Annotated in this window: 16 protein-coding genes; 8 read left to right on the top strand and 8 right to left on the bottom strand. The window is 61.4% G+C overall.

The genetic code is table 11. The features are described 5' to 3' along the window. Positions 1–60: 60 nt before the first annotated feature. Positions 61–816 (top strand): SDR family NAD(P)-dependent oxidoreductase, encoded by a 756-nt coding sequence (locus tag ACJ8J1_RS09100; protein ID WP_016928044.1) that lies wholly within the window; start codon positions 61–63, stop codon positions 814–816. Positions 817–859: 43 nt separating this feature from the next. Here ACJ8J1_RS09100 and ACJ8J1_RS09095 read toward each other — a convergent pair whose 3' ends face one another. Genes ACJ8J1_RS09095 through puuD form a run of 4 tightly spaced genes read right to left on the bottom strand, consistent with a single transcriptional unit; the run spans position 860 to position 4979 of the window. Further along, complete coding sequence (locus ACJ8J1_RS09095) at positions 860–2140, bottom strand: NAD(P)/FAD-dependent oxidoreductase (RefSeq protein WP_033642799.1); 1281 nt, start codon at positions 2138–2140, stop codon at positions 860–862. 11 nt (positions 2141–2151) lie between these two features. Further along, on the bottom strand, positions 2152–3648 hold the full coding sequence (puuC, locus tag ACJ8J1_RS09090) for an aldehyde dehydrogenase PuuC (protein WP_033642800.1): 1497 nt from the start codon (positions 3646–3648) through the stop codon (positions 2152–2154). A gap of 15 nt (positions 3649–3663) precedes the next feature. After that, entirely contained in the window at positions 3664–4221 is a 558-nt protein-coding gene (gene puuR / locus ACJ8J1_RS09085; RefSeq protein ID WP_033642801.1) for an HTH-type transcriptional regulator PuuR, read from the bottom strand. Beyond that, positions 4218–4979 carry a gamma-glutamyl-gamma-aminobutyrate hydrolase gene (gene puuD / locus ACJ8J1_RS09080; RefSeq protein WP_025302552.1) on the bottom strand — a complete coding sequence of 254 codons (762 nt, stop codon included), beginning with the start codon at positions 4977–4979 and terminating at the stop codon, positions 4218–4220. Before puuD ends, puuR begins: the two co-directional genes overlap by 4 nt. A gap of 219 nt (positions 4980–5198) precedes the next feature. Here puuD and ACJ8J1_RS09075 point away from each other — a divergent pair, with 219 nt between their 5' ends. From ACJ8J1_RS09075 to ACJ8J1_RS09055, 5 genes are all read left to right on the top strand, one after another. Next, positions 5199–6617, top strand: a complete 1419-nt coding sequence (locus tag ACJ8J1_RS09075) for a glutamine synthetase family protein (protein ID WP_033642802.1) — start codon at positions 5199–5201, stop codon at positions 6615–6617. A 308-nt stretch (positions 6618–6925) separates the two neighbouring features. Next, complete coding sequence (locus tag ACJ8J1_RS09070) at positions 6926–8296, top strand: APC family permease (RefSeq protein ID WP_033642803.1); 1371 nt, start codon at positions 6926–6928, stop codon at positions 8294–8296. A gap of 91 nt (positions 8297–8387) precedes the next feature. Continuing rightward, the gene (gene yddG, locus ACJ8J1_RS09065) at positions 8388–9281 is read left to right on the top strand and encodes an aromatic amino acid DMT transporter YddG (RefSeq protein WP_033642805.1); all 894 of its coding nucleotides are present in this window, start codon (positions 8388–8390) and stop codon (positions 9279–9281) included. Positions 9282–9354: 73 nt separating this feature from the next. Then, a complete protein-coding gene (locus ACJ8J1_RS09060; RefSeq protein ID WP_033642807.1) occupies positions 9355–9627 on the top strand; it encodes a hypothetical protein in 273 nt (90 codons plus the stop codon). 362 nt (positions 9628–9989) lie between these two features. Next, positions 9990–10871 carry a nucleoside-specific channel-forming protein Tsx gene (locus ACJ8J1_RS09055; RefSeq protein ID WP_033642808.1) on the top strand — a complete coding sequence of 294 codons (882 nt, stop codon included), beginning with the start codon at positions 9990–9992 and terminating at the stop codon, positions 10869–10871. A gap of 54 nt (positions 10872–10925) precedes the next feature. Here the strand turns inward: ACJ8J1_RS09055 and ACJ8J1_RS09050 are convergent, their stop codons facing one another. After that, a complete protein-coding gene (locus tag ACJ8J1_RS09050) occupies positions 10926–11105 on the bottom strand; it encodes a hypothetical protein (protein ID WP_033642811.1) in 180 nt (59 codons plus the stop codon). 442 nt (positions 11106–11547) lie between these two features. Between ACJ8J1_RS09050 and ACJ8J1_RS09045 the strand changes: the two genes are divergently transcribed. After that, positions 11548–12042, top strand: coding sequence for an anti-virulence regulator CigR family protein (locus ACJ8J1_RS09045; protein ID WP_033642812.1), 495 nt, complete (start codon positions 11548–11550; stop codon positions 12040–12042). 114 nt (positions 12043–12156) lie between these two features. Beyond that, positions 12157–12747, top strand: a complete 591-nt coding sequence (locus ACJ8J1_RS09040; RefSeq protein WP_228287446.1) for a chorismate mutase — start codon at positions 12157–12159, stop codon at positions 12745–12747. Here the strand turns inward: ACJ8J1_RS09040 and ACJ8J1_RS09035 are convergent. From ACJ8J1_RS09035 to hutI, 3 genes are all read right to left on the bottom strand, one after another. Beyond that, the gene (locus ACJ8J1_RS09035) at positions 12689–14224 is read right to left on the bottom strand and encodes a serine hydrolase domain-containing protein (protein ID WP_033642814.1); all 1536 of its coding nucleotides are present in this window, start codon (positions 14222–14224) and stop codon (positions 12689–12691) included. The genes ACJ8J1_RS09040 and ACJ8J1_RS09035 overlap by 59 nt on opposite strands. Before the next feature lie 243 nt (positions 14225–14467). Next, complete coding sequence (hutG, locus tag ACJ8J1_RS09030) at positions 14468–15271, bottom strand: N-formylglutamate deformylase (RefSeq protein WP_033642816.1); 804 nt, start codon at positions 15269–15271, stop codon at positions 14468–14470. Then, complete coding sequence (hutI, locus tag ACJ8J1_RS09025; RefSeq protein WP_033642818.1) at positions 15268–16491, bottom strand: imidazolonepropionase; 1224 nt, start codon at positions 16489–16491, stop codon at positions 15268–15270. Before hutI ends, hutG begins: the two co-directional genes overlap by 4 nt. Between the last annotated feature and the right edge of the window lie 128 nt (positions 16492–16619).

Here is a 16619-nt window from a genome sequence, read left to right as displayed (position 1 = left end):
ATCCTCGGGGCAATGAGATTTGTATGACTTATATAAATGCGTTTACATGGAGGAGGTCTCATGCGTTTTGACAATAAAGTCGTGGTTATCACCGGTGCGGGCAATGGCATGGGGGAAGCGGCGGCGCGGCGTTTCTCCGCCGAAGGCGCCATTGTAGTGCTGGCCGACTGGGCCAAGGAAGCGGTAGACAAGGTCGCCGCTTCGCTGCCGAAGGGCCGCGCGATGGCGGTGCATATCGACGTTTCCGATCACGTGGCGGTTGAAAAAATGATGAACGAGGTGGCGGAAAAACTGGGCCGCATCGACGTCCTGCTGAACAACGCCGGCGTACACGTGGCGGGCAGCGTGCTGGAAACCAGCATCGACGACTGGCGTCGCATCGCCGGGGTCGATATCGACGGCGTGGTGTTCTGTTCCAAATTCGCCTTGCCGCACTTGCTGAAAACCAAAGGCTGCATCGTCAATACCGCATCGGTGTCCGGCCTGGGCGGTGACTGGGGCGCGGCCTATTACTGCGCGGCGAAAGGCGCGGTGGTTAACCTGACGCGCGCCATGGCGCTGGATCACGGCGGTGACGGCGTGCGCATCAACTCGGTCTGCCCGAGCCTGGTCAAAACCAACATGACCAACGGCTGGCCGCAGGAGATCCGCGACAAGTTCAATGAGCGCATCGCGCTGGGGCGTGCGGCGGAGCCGGAAGAAGTGGCGGCGGTGATGGCGTTTCTGGCCAGCGACGACGCCAGCTTTATCAATGGCGCCAACATTCCGGTCGATGGCGGGGCGACCGCCTCGGACGGCCAACCGAAGATCGTCTAAGCGTTAATGCGCAGGCCCGGCCATCATGACCGGGCCTGTTGTTTTAGACGCCGATGCGATCGCGCAGCGTGTAGTAGGCCGCGCCGATGGCGGTGAACGGGATCTGCAGATTGCGTCCGCCGAAGAACGGCAGGTGCGGCAGCTTGGCGAAGGCGTCGAAGCGTTCGGCGTCGCCGCGCATCAGCTCGGCGATCAGCTTGCCCGCCAGATGGGTGCAGGTCACGCCGTGGCCGCTGTATCCCTGCATGTAGTACACGTTATTCTCCAGCCGACCGAACTGCGGCATGCGCGACAGCGTCAGCAGGAAGTTGCCGGTCCAGCGATAGTCGATACGCACCCCTTTCAACTGCGGGAAGGTCTTCAGCAGCTTCGGCCGGATCAGGTTATCGATGTCGTCCGGATCGCGCGCGCCGTACACCACGCCGCCGCCGTACAGCAGACGATGATCGGCGGTGATGCGGTAGTAATCCAGCAGGTAGTTGCAGTCCTCCACGCAGTAATTCTGCGGGATCAGCGCCTGCGCTATCTCCGGCGCCAGCGGTTCGGTGGTCACCACCTGGGTACCGCACGGCATGCTGCGCTTGGCCAGCCGTGGCTCCAGCTTATCGCCCAGATAGGCGTTGCCGGCGACGATGACGAAGCGCGCCTTCACCTGGCCATTGGCGGTGCTGATGAGCGCCGGTTCGCCGTGGCGAATGTTCGTCACCGCCGATTGCTCGAAGATGCGCCCGCCCTGCAGGCGAATCGCCTCGGCCTCGCCCAGCGCCAGATTGAGCGGATGGATGTGGCCGCCGCTGTGATCGAGCAGCGCGCCGACGTAACGATCGCTGGCGATCTCCTGGCGCACCCGGTCCGCGTCGAGCAGCTCAAGCTGGGTATTGCCGTAGCGCTCCCAGTTGCGTTTTTGCTCGATCAGCGCATGGAACTGCTTGTTGTTCAGGGCGGCGAAGATGCCGCCGGGGCGGTAGTCGCAGTTGATGGCGTAGCGGCTGATGCGGCTGCGAATGATCTCCGCGCCTTCGAACATCATGCTGCCGAGCAGGCGGGCGCTTTCCGCGCCGTAACGCTCTTCAATCACATCGATGTCGCGGCTGTAAGAGTTGACCAACTGGCCGCCGTTGCGGCCGCTGGCGCCGAAACCGATGCGCGCCGCTTCCAACACCACCACGTTGTAACCGGCTTCCACCAGGAACAGCGCGGAGGAGAGGCCGGTATAGCCGCCGCCGATCACGCAGACGTCGCATTCGATCGATTCATTCAGTTGCGGATAGGGCTGATGTGCGTTGGCCGTGGCCGCATAATAGCTTTTTACGTGTTCAGTCATGATGTAAGCCCTTATTCCAGCGAGATCCAGGTGGTTTTCAATTCGGTGAATTTGTCCAGCGCATGCAGCGATTTGTCGCGGCCGTTGCCGCTTTGCTTGTAACCGCCGAACGGCACGGTCATATCGCCGTCGTTGTAGTTGTTGACGAACACCGTACCGGCCTTCAGTTGGCGCGCCATGCGGTGCGCGCGCGCCAGATCGCGGGTCCAGACCGCGGCACCGAGGCCGTAGTCGCTGTCGTTGGCCAGCTGCAGCGCCTGTTGCTCGTCGTCGAACGCCGTCACCGCCAGCACCGGGCCGAAGATTTCATCGCGCGCCACGCTCATGGCATTGTCCACCTGGGTGAGGATGGTCGGCCCCAGATAACCGGCGTGGTCGCCCTGCGGATGGTCGCGCCCGTCGAGGAACAGCGCGGCGCCCTGGCTCAGCCCCCGATCGATATAGCCGGCCACTTTCTCGCAGTGGCCGCTGTCGATCAGCGTTCCCATCACCGTGTCGGGATCGAGCGGATCGCCGGGCACGAAAGCCGCCGCGTGTTTGCGCAGCGCCTGCAGGAACGCTTGCTCTATGCTCGCTTCGACCAGCAGGCGAGTGCCGGCGATGCACACCTGCCCCTGATTGTAGAAGATGCCGGCGGCGGCGCTGCGGGCGGCCTGATCCAGATCCGGGCAGTCGGCGAAGACGATGTTGGCGCTTTTGCCGCCGGCCTCCAGCCAGACACGCTTCATGTTTGATTCGCCGGCGTAAATCATCAGCTGTTTCGCCACCAGCGTAGAGCCGGTAAAGGTGAGGGCGTCGACGTCGCGGTGCAGCGCCAGCGCCTTGCCGGCGTCGTGGCCGTAGCCGGGCACCACGTTCAGCACGCCGTCCGGCAGCCCGGCCTGTTGCGCCAGTTTGCCGAGCAGGATGGCGCTCAGCGGCGATTTTTCGGAGGGTTTGAGCACCACGCTGTTGCCGGCGGCCAGCGCCGGGCCGAGCTTCCAGCAGGCCAGCAGCAACGGAAAGTTCCAGGGCACGATGGCGCCGACCACGCCGATCGGCTCGCGTTCGATCAGCGCCAGCGCCTCGCGACCGGTAGGGGCGATTTCGCCGTACACCTTGTCGATCGCTTCGGCGTACCAGCGGATGCAGCGGATAGCGCCCGGCACGTCGTCGCGCAGGCTGTGACGAATCGGTTTGCCGGTGTCCAGCGTTTCCAGCAGCGCCAGCTCTTCGTGATGCTGTTCCATCAGCTCGGCGAAGCGCAGCAGCGTGGCTTTGCGCTGCGCCGGCGCGGCCTGGGCCCAGTCGCCGCGTTCAAAGGCGGCGCGCGCCGCGCTGACCGCCCGATCGATGTCGGCGGCTTCGCCGCGCGCGACCTGCGCCAGCTCACGGCGACCGGCGGGATCTTCGACGGCGAAACGTTTCCCCGCGGCGGCCGGCTGGTAGCGGCCGTCGATAAACAGCTGGTGCTCAATCTTCAGGGCCTGCGCCCGTTGTTGCCAATACTGCAAATGGTGAAAGTTCATGCCTGGCTCCGTTGATCAGAATGTCGTCGGCGTATGGGCGCTGATAATCCGGCAAATGCGCGCCGACGTGTTGCTGAAACTGTGGGGAATGCCGGTATTGATGGCGTAGCTCTGCCCGGCCTGCAGGTGATAGCTCTGGCCGTTGACCTGCAGCACCACTTCGCCTTCCAGCAGCGTGCCGATCTCTTCCCCTTGGTGTTTGATGCGCTCGCCGGTGGTGGTGCCCGGTTCGTAGGTCTCGATCATCATTGCCAGCGTGCGATTCGGATCGCCGTTATGGATCAGCTTCATCGATACGCCCTGGCTGCCGATCTCGATCAGGTCGTCGCTGTCTATCACGATCTGCGGCTCAGCCGGTTTTTCCGGTTCGGCGAAAAACGCCGACAGCGACAGACCGTATACCGTCAGCAGCTTTTGCAGCGTGCTGATGGCCGGGCTGACCTTGTCTTGCTCGATAGTACTGATGGCGCTGTGGGTTAACCCAGACAGTTCGGCGACCCGGCGCTGCGACAACCCTAATTGTTGACGGATCTGCGACAGACGTTTTCCCGGTGCCAAGCTGACGTCGCTCATGGGCGTTTTTCCTTTTGATAGTTCCGACAGGCGGTAATGAAACCATCAAACAACAGGCGCGATAGGGCATACTCGTCGCTGTTCCACTCCGGGTGCCACTGCACGCCGAGCGCGAAGGGCTGATCGCGCACGCTGATCGCCTCCACCAGCCCGTCGGCGGCGTGCGCCTCGATGCGAACGCTCGCGCCCAGGGTTTTGGCGCCCTGGCCGTGCAGCGAGTTCACCCAGAATCTGTTGCAATCCGGTATCAGTTGCGAAAGCAGCCCCCCTTCCTGAACGATGACTTCGTGGGCGGGGGCGTATTGCTGTTCCAGCGGCAGGTCGTGATCTTCACGATGCTCCAGCAGCTCGGGCAGTTCGTACAGGCGGCGATGCAGGGTGCCTTGGGTGGCGACCACCATCTCCTGCATGCCGCGGCAAATGGCGAAAAGGGGAATGCGCCTGTCGAATGCCTGGCGGATCAGCGCCAGGCTCAACGCGTCTCGGCCAGGATCGGCGTCAGGCTCATCGCCGTTTTCACCATAAAGGTGCGGCTGCACATTACTGGGGCTGCCCGGCAGCAAAATGCCGTCGAGGCGCGGCAACAGTTCCGCCAGCATCTCAGGCTCCGCCAGCGCGTGCGGCAGGGCGATCGGCAAGCCGCCGGCGGTGATAACGGCATTCAGGTACTTTTCTTGCAAGGTCTGTGTGAGGTGCCCGTTTAACCTATACCTGCACATGACGACGCCGATGACTGGTCTGTTAAATATATTGTCCATGCTATCCCCTTGGTACGTTCGAAATTATGAACGATAAGCTTCTCCACCGCCGATTTCGTTCAATATTCTATAAATCTAGCAGTCGATTGGCCAATATTCAAACCAAAAGTAACACTTGCAAAACAAATTTGTTTCATCTACGTTTCAATTGTGGGCATTATATTGAACAAGACGGTCAATAAACATCGACGACAGCAAAACACAAACGGCGGGTGAACCATGCAGACCAACATCGTAGAAGTGGAAAACTTTGTTCAGCACAGTGAAGAGAGACGAAGTAGCGCGTTCCAGCGCGAAGTGAAGAAGTATCTGGAACGTTATCCGTTAACCCAACATGTCGACGTACTGTTGACCGATCTGAACGGCAGCTTCCGCGGCAAACGCATCCCGGTCGGCGGCCTGAACAAACTGGAGAAGGGCTGTTACTTCCCAGCGTCGGTATTTGCGATGGATATTCTCGGCAACGTGGTGGAAGAGGCCGGGCTGGGGCAGGAGTTGGGCGAGCCGGATCACGTGTGCGTGCCGGTGCCGGGCACGCTGACGCCGTCGGCGGCGGACCCGCAATATATCGCACAGGTGCTGCTCACCATGTTGGATGAAGATGGCACTCCCTTTGACGTTGAACCGCGCAATGTGCTGAACCGAGTGTGGCAGCGTTTGCGTCAGCGCGGGCTTTCCCCCGCGGTAGCGGTAGAGTTGGAGTTCTATCTCATCGATCGTCAACGCGACGCGGAGGGCTATCTGCAGCCGCCGTGCGCGCCGGGCACGCAAGAACGCAACACCCAAAGCCAGGTGTACTCCGTCGATAACCTGAACCATTTCGCCGACGTGCTGAGCGAGATCGACGAACTGGCGCGTTTGCAGGGCATTCCGGCGGACGGCGCGGTGGCGGAGGCGTCGCCGGGGCAGTTCGAGGTCAACCTGCACCATACCGACGATGTGCTGCAGGCCTGCGACCATGCGCTGGCACTGAAGCGCTTGGTGCGCATGGTGGCCGAGAACCACAATATGCAGGCGACCTTTATGGCCAAGCCGTATGAAGAGCACGCCGGCAGCGGCATGCACGTGCACATCAGCATGCTGAATGCGCAAGGCGACAACGTGTTCGCCGATGACGACGGCGAAGATTCGGCGCTGCTGAAACAGGCGCTGGCGGGCATGATCGCCCTGATGCCGTCCTCGATGGCGCTGCTGGCGCCGAACGTAAACGCCTACCGCCGCTTCCAGCCCGGCATGTATGTGCCGACCCAGGCCTCCTGGGGGCATAACAACCGCACCGTGGCGCTGCGCATTCCCTGCGGCGATCGCGATAACCACCGGGTGGAGTATCGCGTGGCGGGCGCCGACGCCAACCCGTATCTGGTGATGGCGACCATTCTGGCCGGCATCGTCTACGGCCTGGAAACCGCATTGCCGCTGCCTGAGCCGGTGACCGGCAACGGGCTGGAGCAGGACGGGCTGCCGTTCCCGATCCGCCAGAGCGACGCCCTGTACGAGTTCGAACATCAGCCGGTGCTCAATGCATTGTTGGGCGAACGCTTCAGCCATGTCTACCTGGCCTGCAAAACCGATGAGCTGGTGCAGTTTGAGCGCCTGATCACCGAAACCGAGATCGAGTGGATGCTGAAAAACGCCTGATCCCGCTCACCCTGTGACTACCGCGCGCGTCCGGCGCATTTCATCGGCTCTCCTGTGGCCGGCGAGGCTGCGCGCTGCGGTACAGAATTTCTTCTATCACGGCGTACAGGACGCCGACGAGGAAATAACCATGACTCAGTCATCCCCCTGCGCAGACGTTTGCCTGTGCCGCAGTGCCGACGGGCCGGTCGCCGGCCGCCCGACAGCGATCCCAACCCGTTTTTACCGCCGCCTGAGCAGCAGTTTCCCTGCGGCCTCTCTGAATGACGTTGCACGGTTGACAGCAGAGGACCAAAAGGGGAAATGCCATGACGACTAAAGCCATCGACGGCGGCCAGGCGGGCAAACCGCAGCTGCGCAAATCCCTCAAGCTGTGGCAGGTGGTGATGATGGGCCTGGCCTATCTGACGCCGATGACGGTGTTTGACACCTTCGGCATCGTCTCCGGCCTCACCGACGGCCATGTGCCGACCTCCTACCTGCTGGCGCTGGCCGGCGTGCTGTTCACCGCCATCAGCTACGGCAAACTGGTGCGCCAGTTTCCCACCGCCGGATCCGCCTACACCTATGCGCAGAAGGCGATCAACCCGCACGTCGGTTTCCTGGTGGGATGGTCGTCGCTGCTGGACTATCTGTTCTTGCCGATGATCAACACGCTGCTGGCCAAGATCTACCTGACCGCGCTGTTCCCGGAGGTGCCGCCCTGGGTGTGGGTGGTGGGCTTCGTGATTCTGATCACCGCCATCAACCTGAAAAGCGTCAATCTGGTGGCCAACTTCAATACCCTGTTCGTACTGGCGCAGGTGGCGATCATTCTGGTATTTATCTACCTGGTGGTACGCGGCCTGCACAACGGCGAGGGGATGGGTACGGTGTGGAGCCTGCGGCCGTTCCTCAGCGAGAATGCGCACCTGCTGCCGATCATTACCGGCGCGACTATCCTGTGCTTCTCGTTCCTCGGCTTTGACGCAGTCACCACGCTGTGTGAAGAGACGCCCGACGCCGCCAAGGTGATCCCGCGCGCGATCTTCCTGACCGCGCTGTACGGCGGGGTGATCTTTATCAGCGTGTCGTTCTTCATTCAGCTGTTTTTCCCGTCCATTCAACGCTTTCATCAGCCCGACGCCGCACTGCCGGAGATTGCGCTGTACGTCGGCGGCAAGCTGTTCCAATCGATCTTCCTGTGCGTGACCTTTATCAACACGCTGGCCTCCGGCCTGGCGTCGCACGCCAGCGTGTCGCGCCTGCTGTACGTGATGGGGCGTGACAACGTGTTCCCGGAGAAATTCTTCGGCTATATCCACCCCAAATGGCGTACGCCGGCGCTGAACGTACTGATGGTCGGGTTGGTGGCGTTGTCGGCGCTGTCATTCGATCTGGTGACCGCCACGGCGCTGATCAACTTCGGCGCGCTGGTGGCCTTTACCTTCGTTAACCTGTCGGTGATCAGCCACTTCTTTATTCGCGAAGGGCGCAACAAAAGCTGGAAGGATCGCTTCAACTTCCTGTTCCTGCCGTTGGTGGGGGCGCTGACGGTGGGGGTGCTGTGGCTGAACCTGGAGAAAAGCTCGCTGACCATGGGGCTTATCTGGGCGACGCTGGGCTTCGGCTATTTGGCCTGGCTGACCCGACGCTTTCGCCAGCCGCCGCCGCAGTTGGAGCGGCAACCGCAGCAATAAATTCACAGGCGGGAGTTTCCCGCCTTTCTTTTTGGCACGTGCGGCAGTAGAGTGAAAAACCTGATAAAAAATAACCTATTGGACCTGCCTTATGCCCGCTTTGCCCTCGCGTACCCGTGCCACGCTGTTCGGTTTGTTGGCCATCGTGCTGTGGAGCAGCGTCGTTGGCCTGATCAGAAGCGTCAGCGAAGGGCTGGGGCCTGTCGGCGGCGCGGCGATGATCTACAGCGTCAGCGCGGTGTTTTTGCTGGTGGCGCTTGGCGTGCCGAAATGGCGCAGCTTTCCGCGGCCTTACCTGATCGTCGGCAGCCTGCTGTTCGTCAGCTACGAGATCTGCCTGTCGCTGTCGCTCGGCTACGCCAATACCCGCCTGCAGGCGATAGAAGTGGGCATGATCAACTACCTGTGGCCCTGTTTCACCGTGCTGATGGCGCTGGCGCTCAACGGCCAAAAGGCGAAATGGTGGCTGCTGCCGGGGCTGTTGCTGTCGCTGTTCGGCATCGGCTGGATCATGAGCGGCGAGGGCGGCTGGTCACCGGCGCAGATGCTGGCCAACGTGCGCAGCAATCCGCTCAGCTATACGCTGGCGTTCAGCGGCGCGGTGATCTGGGCGCTGTATTGCAACCTGACCAAGAAGATCGCCCAGGGCAGCAACGGTGTGGTGCTGTTTATCGTGCTGACCGCGCTGGCGCTGTGGCTGAAGTACGCCTTCAGCGCGGAAAGCGGCATGCAGTTCAGCGTCGGCGTGACCGTGACGCTGCTGTGCGCCGGGGTGGCGATGGGGGCGGGGTATGCCGCCTGGAACGTCGGCATTCTGCACGGCAACATGACGCTGCTGGCGACCGTCTCCTATTTTACCCCGGTGCTGTCGGCGGTGTTCGCCGCGCTGGTGCTGCACACCTCGCTGACCGTCAATTTCTGGCAGGGCGTGGCGATGGTTACCCTGGGTTCGCTGATCTGTTGGCGGGCAACTCGCGGAAATTAACGGAAATTATCCGCCATCGCCGCAATGTTGAACTAGAATTTAACTAGCCATGTTGCCTGAAGGAACGACGACAATGAGAAGTGACATTCAATTTATTCAGCAGCCTGAAATCGACGTGCATCATTATGAGCGCGGCGATACCGTGCGCCTGACCACGGCGAATTTGCGGCATGAATATCAGCTCGATGTTTATATTTTGCGCCGCGATGACAAGCTGATTTACGGTTCGGTCGTCGCGGCGGCGCCCAAAACCGATATTCCGGTCGCCAGCTGGGAGGTCAAAAACGGTGAAGAGGTGGCGTTCCGCCAGGAAAACATCGCCAAAGCGGTGCCGGCGGTAAGCTGATTTCACGTTCCGCACTTTCTCCTGATGCTGATGAAGGCCGACGCTTGCGCGTCGGCTTTTTCTTTTCCACCTCGTGATGACGCCCTGATGTCATTTGGCTTAAAAACTGCGCTAAAAAACGCGACACATGACAAAAATCACAGCGAATGTGAATTTGCATGAAACATAATTTGACAAATGTGAACGCAATCGATTACCTATTCGCGAAATGCGTAACTGGATCACAGATTCTTACAGTCAGTGGTTTCTATAATGCGCGCGTCATCCGAGTTTCTGTGTGAAGACAACGCCAGGTGTCGGCAGACTCATTGTCATCTTTTCTAAACGGGCAGGAAATGGCCCTTTAAGCATGTGGTAATAAAATGAAAAAAATAGCTCTCGCAGCAGGTGTACTGCTCGCAGCGTCTTACAGTGCATCATCAATGGCTGATAGCAAAGACAGTCAATATGTCTCCGACTGGTGGCACCAGAGCGTTAACGTGGTGGGCAGCTACCACACCCGTTTCGGGCCGCAACTGAATAACGACGTGTATCTCGAATACGAAGCCTTCGCCAAGAAAGACTGGTTCGATTTCTACGGCTACGTTGACGTGCCGAAGTTCTTCGGCGTGGGCAATACCCCGGACCGCGGCATCTGGGACAAAGGCTCCCCGCTGTTTATGGAGATTGAACCGCGCTTCTCCATCGACAAGCTGACCGGCACCGATCTGAGCTTCGGTCCGTTCAAAGAGTGGTACTTCGCCAACAACTACATCTATGACCTGGGCCATAACGCCGACGGCCGTCAGAACACCTGGTACATGGGCCTGGGTACCGATATCGACACCGGCCTGCCGATGAGCCTGTCGATGAACATCTATGCCAAATACCAGTGGGAAAACTACCAGGCCGCCAACGAGAACAGCTGGGACGGTTACCGCTTCAAGGTGAAATACTTTGTGCCGCTGACCCAGGTGTGGGGCGGCAATCTGAGCTACATCGGCTTCACCAACTTCGATTTCGGTTCCGATCTGGGCAAGGACAGCCATTGGGTTGACGGCACCGGCAAACAGGTGCGCACCGGTAACTCTATCGCCTCCAGCCATATTTTGGCGCTGAACTACGATCACTGGCACTATTCTTTCGTGGCGCGTTATTTCCATAACGGCGGTCAGTGGCAGGATGGCGCGGAGATCGGCACGCCGCAGGGCCCGATCAAGTCTACCGGTTGGGGTTACTACCTGGTGGTCGGCTATAACTTCTGATTTTCCGTGTTATCAGAAACAGAAAACCCCGCCAGGCGGGGTTTTTTTTCGTCATCACTGGGCTTGTTCTACCGGGAGATGCCTCACCGGCATAAACAGCCTGCCTTTGATCACGTGACATTCATTATTTATCCAACTAATGATTTGTTCACGGCTGACGCCTTCCGACTGCGCGTAACGATGAAGATCGCCGTTAAAGTGCCGAGTGATGTATTCCATGAGGGTCATTTGCACGTCTTTTGCTCCTGAACGCCCACCCGTTGCCAGCCTGGCCACCGCGGGAGGTTAAGGTTTCTCAGACAGCGAATGTAAATTATCGGCAACGAAATCTCAACATAAAGCACCAGATTGGGGCGATGCCGGTGGGAAAAAGAATCCCGCACGGAAAGGCGGGAAGTGTTCGATATTATCATTCTGGATGATAAGAATAAGATTTGAGGTGCGACGAAAAAGAGCACGCTAACTCTTTTTTGTTACCGTCCCACGCTAGCGGAAGGCTTATTTTTCTTCAAGAAAAATCGGGGGTAGATTTCGGAATTCTCGAGGCGTTTTGCGTTAAAACAAGAGAGTGGCGCGAATGCCGTAAAACCGCACTGTCATCTCGGAGTTTTCCTTATACTTTGCCCGGAAAAGGCCAACTATAGTAAACAGAGTCCCCCACGCAGGAATACACAACATGAACAAACGTCGTACGACTCTCACGGTGTTGGCACTGATTGCATCGCTGGGGTTGTCATCCGCCCCGGCCATGGCCGACAAAGGCGGCAATGGTAACGGCAACGGCAACGGGCATGGCAACAGCGGCAATCACGGCAATAACGGTAACCACGGCAACAACGGCAATCACGGCAACAAAGATAAAGGCGACTATAGAGACTATAGAAACGACGACAATCTGGTTTCCGTCAGCCTCTCGCGCGACCGCGCCCGTTCGCTGGCGCACACCTACGGGCTGACCGGCTACCGCTCGTTGCCGCCGGGCATCGCCAAGAATCTGGCGCGCGGCAAACCGCTGCCGCCGGGCATCGCCAAAAAAATGGTGCCGTCTTCGATGCTGCGTGAACTGCCGCAGTATCCGGGTTATGAATGGCGCATCGCCGGCGACGATCTGGTGCTGGTCGCGCTCAGCACCGCGATTGTGGCTTCCGTCATCAACGGCGTGTTCGATTAACGCCGGTTGGGTCTCATCGGCCTCGCTGCGGCGGGGCCTTTTTTATTTGCCGGCGCGGGGCTGACGTGGTGAACTTGGCGCCTGACCTTTTCACTGCATCATAAGGGAGGCGCCATGTTCAGGGCGTTATTGATAGCGTGTTGCCTGACCAGTTTTCCGGCGTTGGCGGACGGTGGCGCCGCTATCGGCGAGCTGGTGAACCAACGGCTGTCGTTGATGAAAGACGTGGCCGGTTACAAGGCGCAGCAGCATTTGCCGATCGAAGATCTGGCGCAGGAGGCGAAGGTGTTGGCCAACGCGCAGGCGGAAGCGGGGCGTTTGGGGCTGGAGCCGGCGTCGGTACGGCCTTTTATCACCGCGCAGATGGACGCCGCCAAGGCGATTCAGTACCGCTATCGCGCCGACTGGTTGGCGAGCCCGGAAAGCGATTGGCAGCCGCGCCCGCTGGCGCAGGTGCGGGTGGAGATCGGGCAATTGAGCAGCCGGATACTGCAGCGTTTGGCGGCGCGGCTGCGCGCCGGCCCGCTTGACGCGGCGGATCGGGCGGCGTTTATGGCGTCCGTGGAACAGGTGAATCTCAGCGCCGCCGACAAGCGGCGGCTGGCGGATGCGCTGCTGGCGGTCAAAGCCGACAGCGCGCTGATCGTCAGTCGCGGCCGACGGTGCTGCGGCGGAAGGTCAGCATCCGGCTGCGGTTGGCGATGAGATCCACGTTGTAACCGCGGAAATAGAGGCAAAAGCGTTTCAACCACGGGCCGTCCTGGCACTCCACCAGCATGCGGCCCTGGCCCAGCGGGCTGAGCGTGCCGGTCTGCGCCGCCGGGCCGACGCCGATATGCACCCGATTGCCGCTAATTTCAAAGGCGGTGCGATAGTGCGGGTGGTACCACAGCCCCTGCACATGCTTCAGGCAGTCGCCGTTGGCCGTGACCGGCAGGAAACGGCGCGCCACGTGTCCAACCTCGCCCTCTACCGCTTCGCCGGTCCACTTCAGCCTGATGGGCATATGAGCGGATAGCGACACCGCGTACCCGTCCTCCCCTTGATACAGCGGTTCATCGCTGCCCAGATAGGCCAGGTTGCCGTCTTTGACTTCCAGCCAGTGCGGCTCCGCCAGCGTGGCGTAGAGGCCGTCGGGGATCGCCGTGCTGCGCTGCGGCAGCGGTTCGCCCAGCAGCGCCGCCATCACCTGCAAAGCCATGCCGAAACTGTCGCAGTCTTCACGGTTGGCCACCAGCGCGACGCCGGCCTGACGGTCGGGCGCCAGCAGGAAATAGGTTTTGTAACCGGCATGGGAGCCGCCGTGGCCCAGCAGGCTGCGGCGGCCCAGCGGCGTGCGCGCCAGCCCCAGGCCATAGGCGCTGAGTTGGCCCTGATTGAGGCGGCGCGGCGCGCTGAGCTGCGCCAGCACGCCCTGGCCGGGGCCTTGGTCCGCCAACAGCGTTTGCAGCCAGCGGGTGAGGGCGTTGACGCTGCCGGTCAGGCTGCCGGAGGCGGAAAGGTGCAGACCGGCGCTGGCGTGTTGCCAGCCCTGCGGCGCCCGCCAGTAACCCGGCACCAACCCCGGCACTACGTCGAACCAGCTTTCCGGCGCTCGCATCTGCACCTGCAGCGGCTGGGCGATATGCCGTTGCACCAACTGGTCGAAATCATACCCTTTGCTGCGCAGCGCGGCCTCCAGCAGCCGATAGCCGGTATTGCTGTAGGCGATCTCGCTGCCGGCCTCATAGTTCAACCTTTCCAGCCCCTCGACAAACTGCATCACCGGCTGCGCCTCGCTGACGGCGTGCAGCGAGATGCCGAGCAGGCCGAGCGTCTCGCGCACGTCAGGCAGGCCGCCGGTCATGTCCAGCGCCTGGCCGACGGTGACGTCCGCCAGCGCAGGCTGCAGGGCGGGGAGCAGTTCACCCAGGCGTTGCTCCAGCCGAACGGCGCGATCGGTGGCGTTCAGCGCCAGCGCGGCGAAGATATGCTTGGTCACTGAGGCGTAGCGCACCACGCTGTCGGCGGTGAAGGGGGTGTTCTGCGCCAGATCGGCCAGGCCGGCGCAGGCGGTGGCGCGGAGTTGTTCGGCGTCAAACAGGGTGATGGCGCCGCCGGGTTCGCCACGCCGTTGCCAGCCGGCCAGCAGTTGTTCGGCGACGGCGCCGGCAGCGCGCCAGTTTAACGGTGTTACAGACATAGGGCCTCCAGAGAGATATTCGAAACGGGCCAGTTGGCCACAGGCCGCCCGGTGCTGACGATGAACACGGGCTTTTGGGCTGATTGTGGCGCAGTGCGTTTTTCGTCGGCCGCTGTTTTGTGCGCTGTTTGGACCAGTTAGCGGGGAATCACGCGAAACTTTGATATAGCGCGCAGATTGCCGCTGGCGTTGCGGTTAAAGGCAGGAGAAAAACAGGCGCCCGGCGGCGCCTGTAAAGGGGCATCAGTTCAGCCTGGCGGCGCCGTCCAACAGGCTTTCAACCATCTGCTTGAGCAGGCGCTGCAGCGAGGCGGCGCGCTGTGGTTCGAACGCGAAAGGATACTGTTCGGACATGTAGTTGACCTGCGCCAGCTCGAGCTGGATCGCATGCTGTTGCTGCTGCGGTTGACCGTAGGCGCGGGTGATGTAACCGCCCTTGAAGCGGCCGTTCAGCACGTGGGTGTACTGCTGTTGCTGCTCGCAGCAGGCGACCAGCCGATCGCTCAGCGCCTGGGCGCAGCTTTCGCCGCCGTTGGTGCCGAGGTTGAGATCCGGCAGTTTGCCGTCGAACAGCCGCGGGATCACCGAGGCGATGGAGTGCGCGTCGAACAGCAACGCATAGCCGTGCCGCGCTTTGAGGCGCGCCAGCTCGTTCTGCAGCTGCTGATGATAAGGTTGCCAAATTTGCTGCAGATAGCCGGCGCGTTCTGTGTCCGTCGGCGTTTTGCCCGGCAGGAAGCTTGGGCGGCCGTCGAACAGCACGTCGGGATACAGACCGGTGGTGGCGGTGGTGTACAGCGGTTTGTCGTCCGCCGGGCGGTTCAGATCGATGACGAAGCGCGAATAGTTGCCGACCAGCACGCTGGCGCCCATCGCCCGGGCGAAGTCGTACAGCTGCGGAATGTGCCAGTCGGTATCGGGCAGCGGGCGGGCGTCGTCGGTCAACCCGGCCTCGACCGCCGGCGTCAGCTGTGTGCCGGCGTGCGGGATGCTGATCAGCAGCGGCAGGCTGCCGCCTTGGAAGCTAAAAGGATCGCGAATGGTCATTGACGTACTTCTCCTCGGAAAATCACCGTACAGGGCAGCTGGCCGCCCAACCAATAAGCCAGTTCCGCCGGCCGCGACAGCGGCCAGTGAACGAAGTCCGCCACCTTGCCGGTTTCCAGCGTGCCGTGGCTGTGTTGCAGCCCCAACGCTTTGGCGGCGTGGGTCGTGACGCCCGCCAGCGCTTCTTCCGGCGTCAGGCGGAACAGCGTGCAGGCCATGTTGATCATCAGGCGCAGCGACAGCGCCGGCGAGGTGCCGGGGTTGGCGTCGCTGGCGATCGCCATCGCCACGTGGTGCTTGCGGAACAGCTCTACCGGCGGACATTGGGTTTCACGCAGCAGGTAATAGGCGCCCGGCAGCAGCACCGCCACGGTGCCGGCGTCGCCCATGGCGCGGGCGTCTTGCTCGGTGGCGTATTCGAGATGGTCGGCGGAGAGCGCGTGATGGCGCGCCGCCAGCGTGCTACCGCCGAGGGCGGAGAGCTGCTCGGCGTGCAGCTTGACCGGTAAACCGGCCGCTTCGGCGGCGGCGAAGACTCGCTCCACCTGCGCCGGTGAGAACGCCAGATGTTCGCAGAAGGCGTCAACCGCATCCGCCAGGCCGGCGGCGGCGGCCTGCGGGATAATGGTATCGCAGACCAGATTGATGTAGTCGTCGGCGCGGTTGGCGTATTCCGGTGGCAGCGCATGGGCCGCCAGACAGGTGGTTTTCACCTCGACCGGCAGCAGTTCGCCCAACTTGCGCGCCACCCGCAGCATCTTCAGTTCGCTCTCTAGGCTGAGGCCGTAACCGGATTTGATCTCCACGCAGGTGACGCCTTCCGCCAGCAGCGGCCGCAGACGGAACAGCGCCTGTTCCAGCAGCAGCGCTTCGTCGGCCTCGCGGGTGGCTTTCACGGTGGAAATGATACCGCCGCCCTGTGCGGCGATGTCGGCGTAGCTTACGCCGTTCAGCCGCTGTTCGAACTCGCCGCTGCGGTTGCCGCCGAACACCAGGTGCGTGTGGCAATCAACAAAGCCGGGGGTGATGATGCCGCCGTCGAATTTCACCGTTTCGTCCGCGATCAGGCCGGGCGGCAGCGCCGCATGTTCGCCAATCCAGACAATCTTGCCGTCGCGTACGGCGATCGCGCCGTCGGTCAGGGTGTGATAGTTGCCGTCGCGCATGGTGACGATATCGGCGCCGTGCCACAGGCTGTCACAGTGAATCTCAGACGTCATTGCTTTCCTCCGCCGGAGCCGCAGCTCCCACATGGTTGTATATACAATTAAAAACAACCTAACGCATTCACCGGGATGTCACAAGAGGCGGGAGAGATTTTGTTATCAGGATGTGATCGACAGCGGAG

It is taken from the genome of Serratia sp. CY37869 (assembly GCF_052168895.1).
GTDB classification, from domain to species: Bacteria; Pseudomonadota; Gammaproteobacteria; order Enterobacterales; family Enterobacteriaceae; genus Serratia; species Serratia ureilytica.
This window is presented reverse-complemented; position numbering and strand designations above follow the sequence as displayed.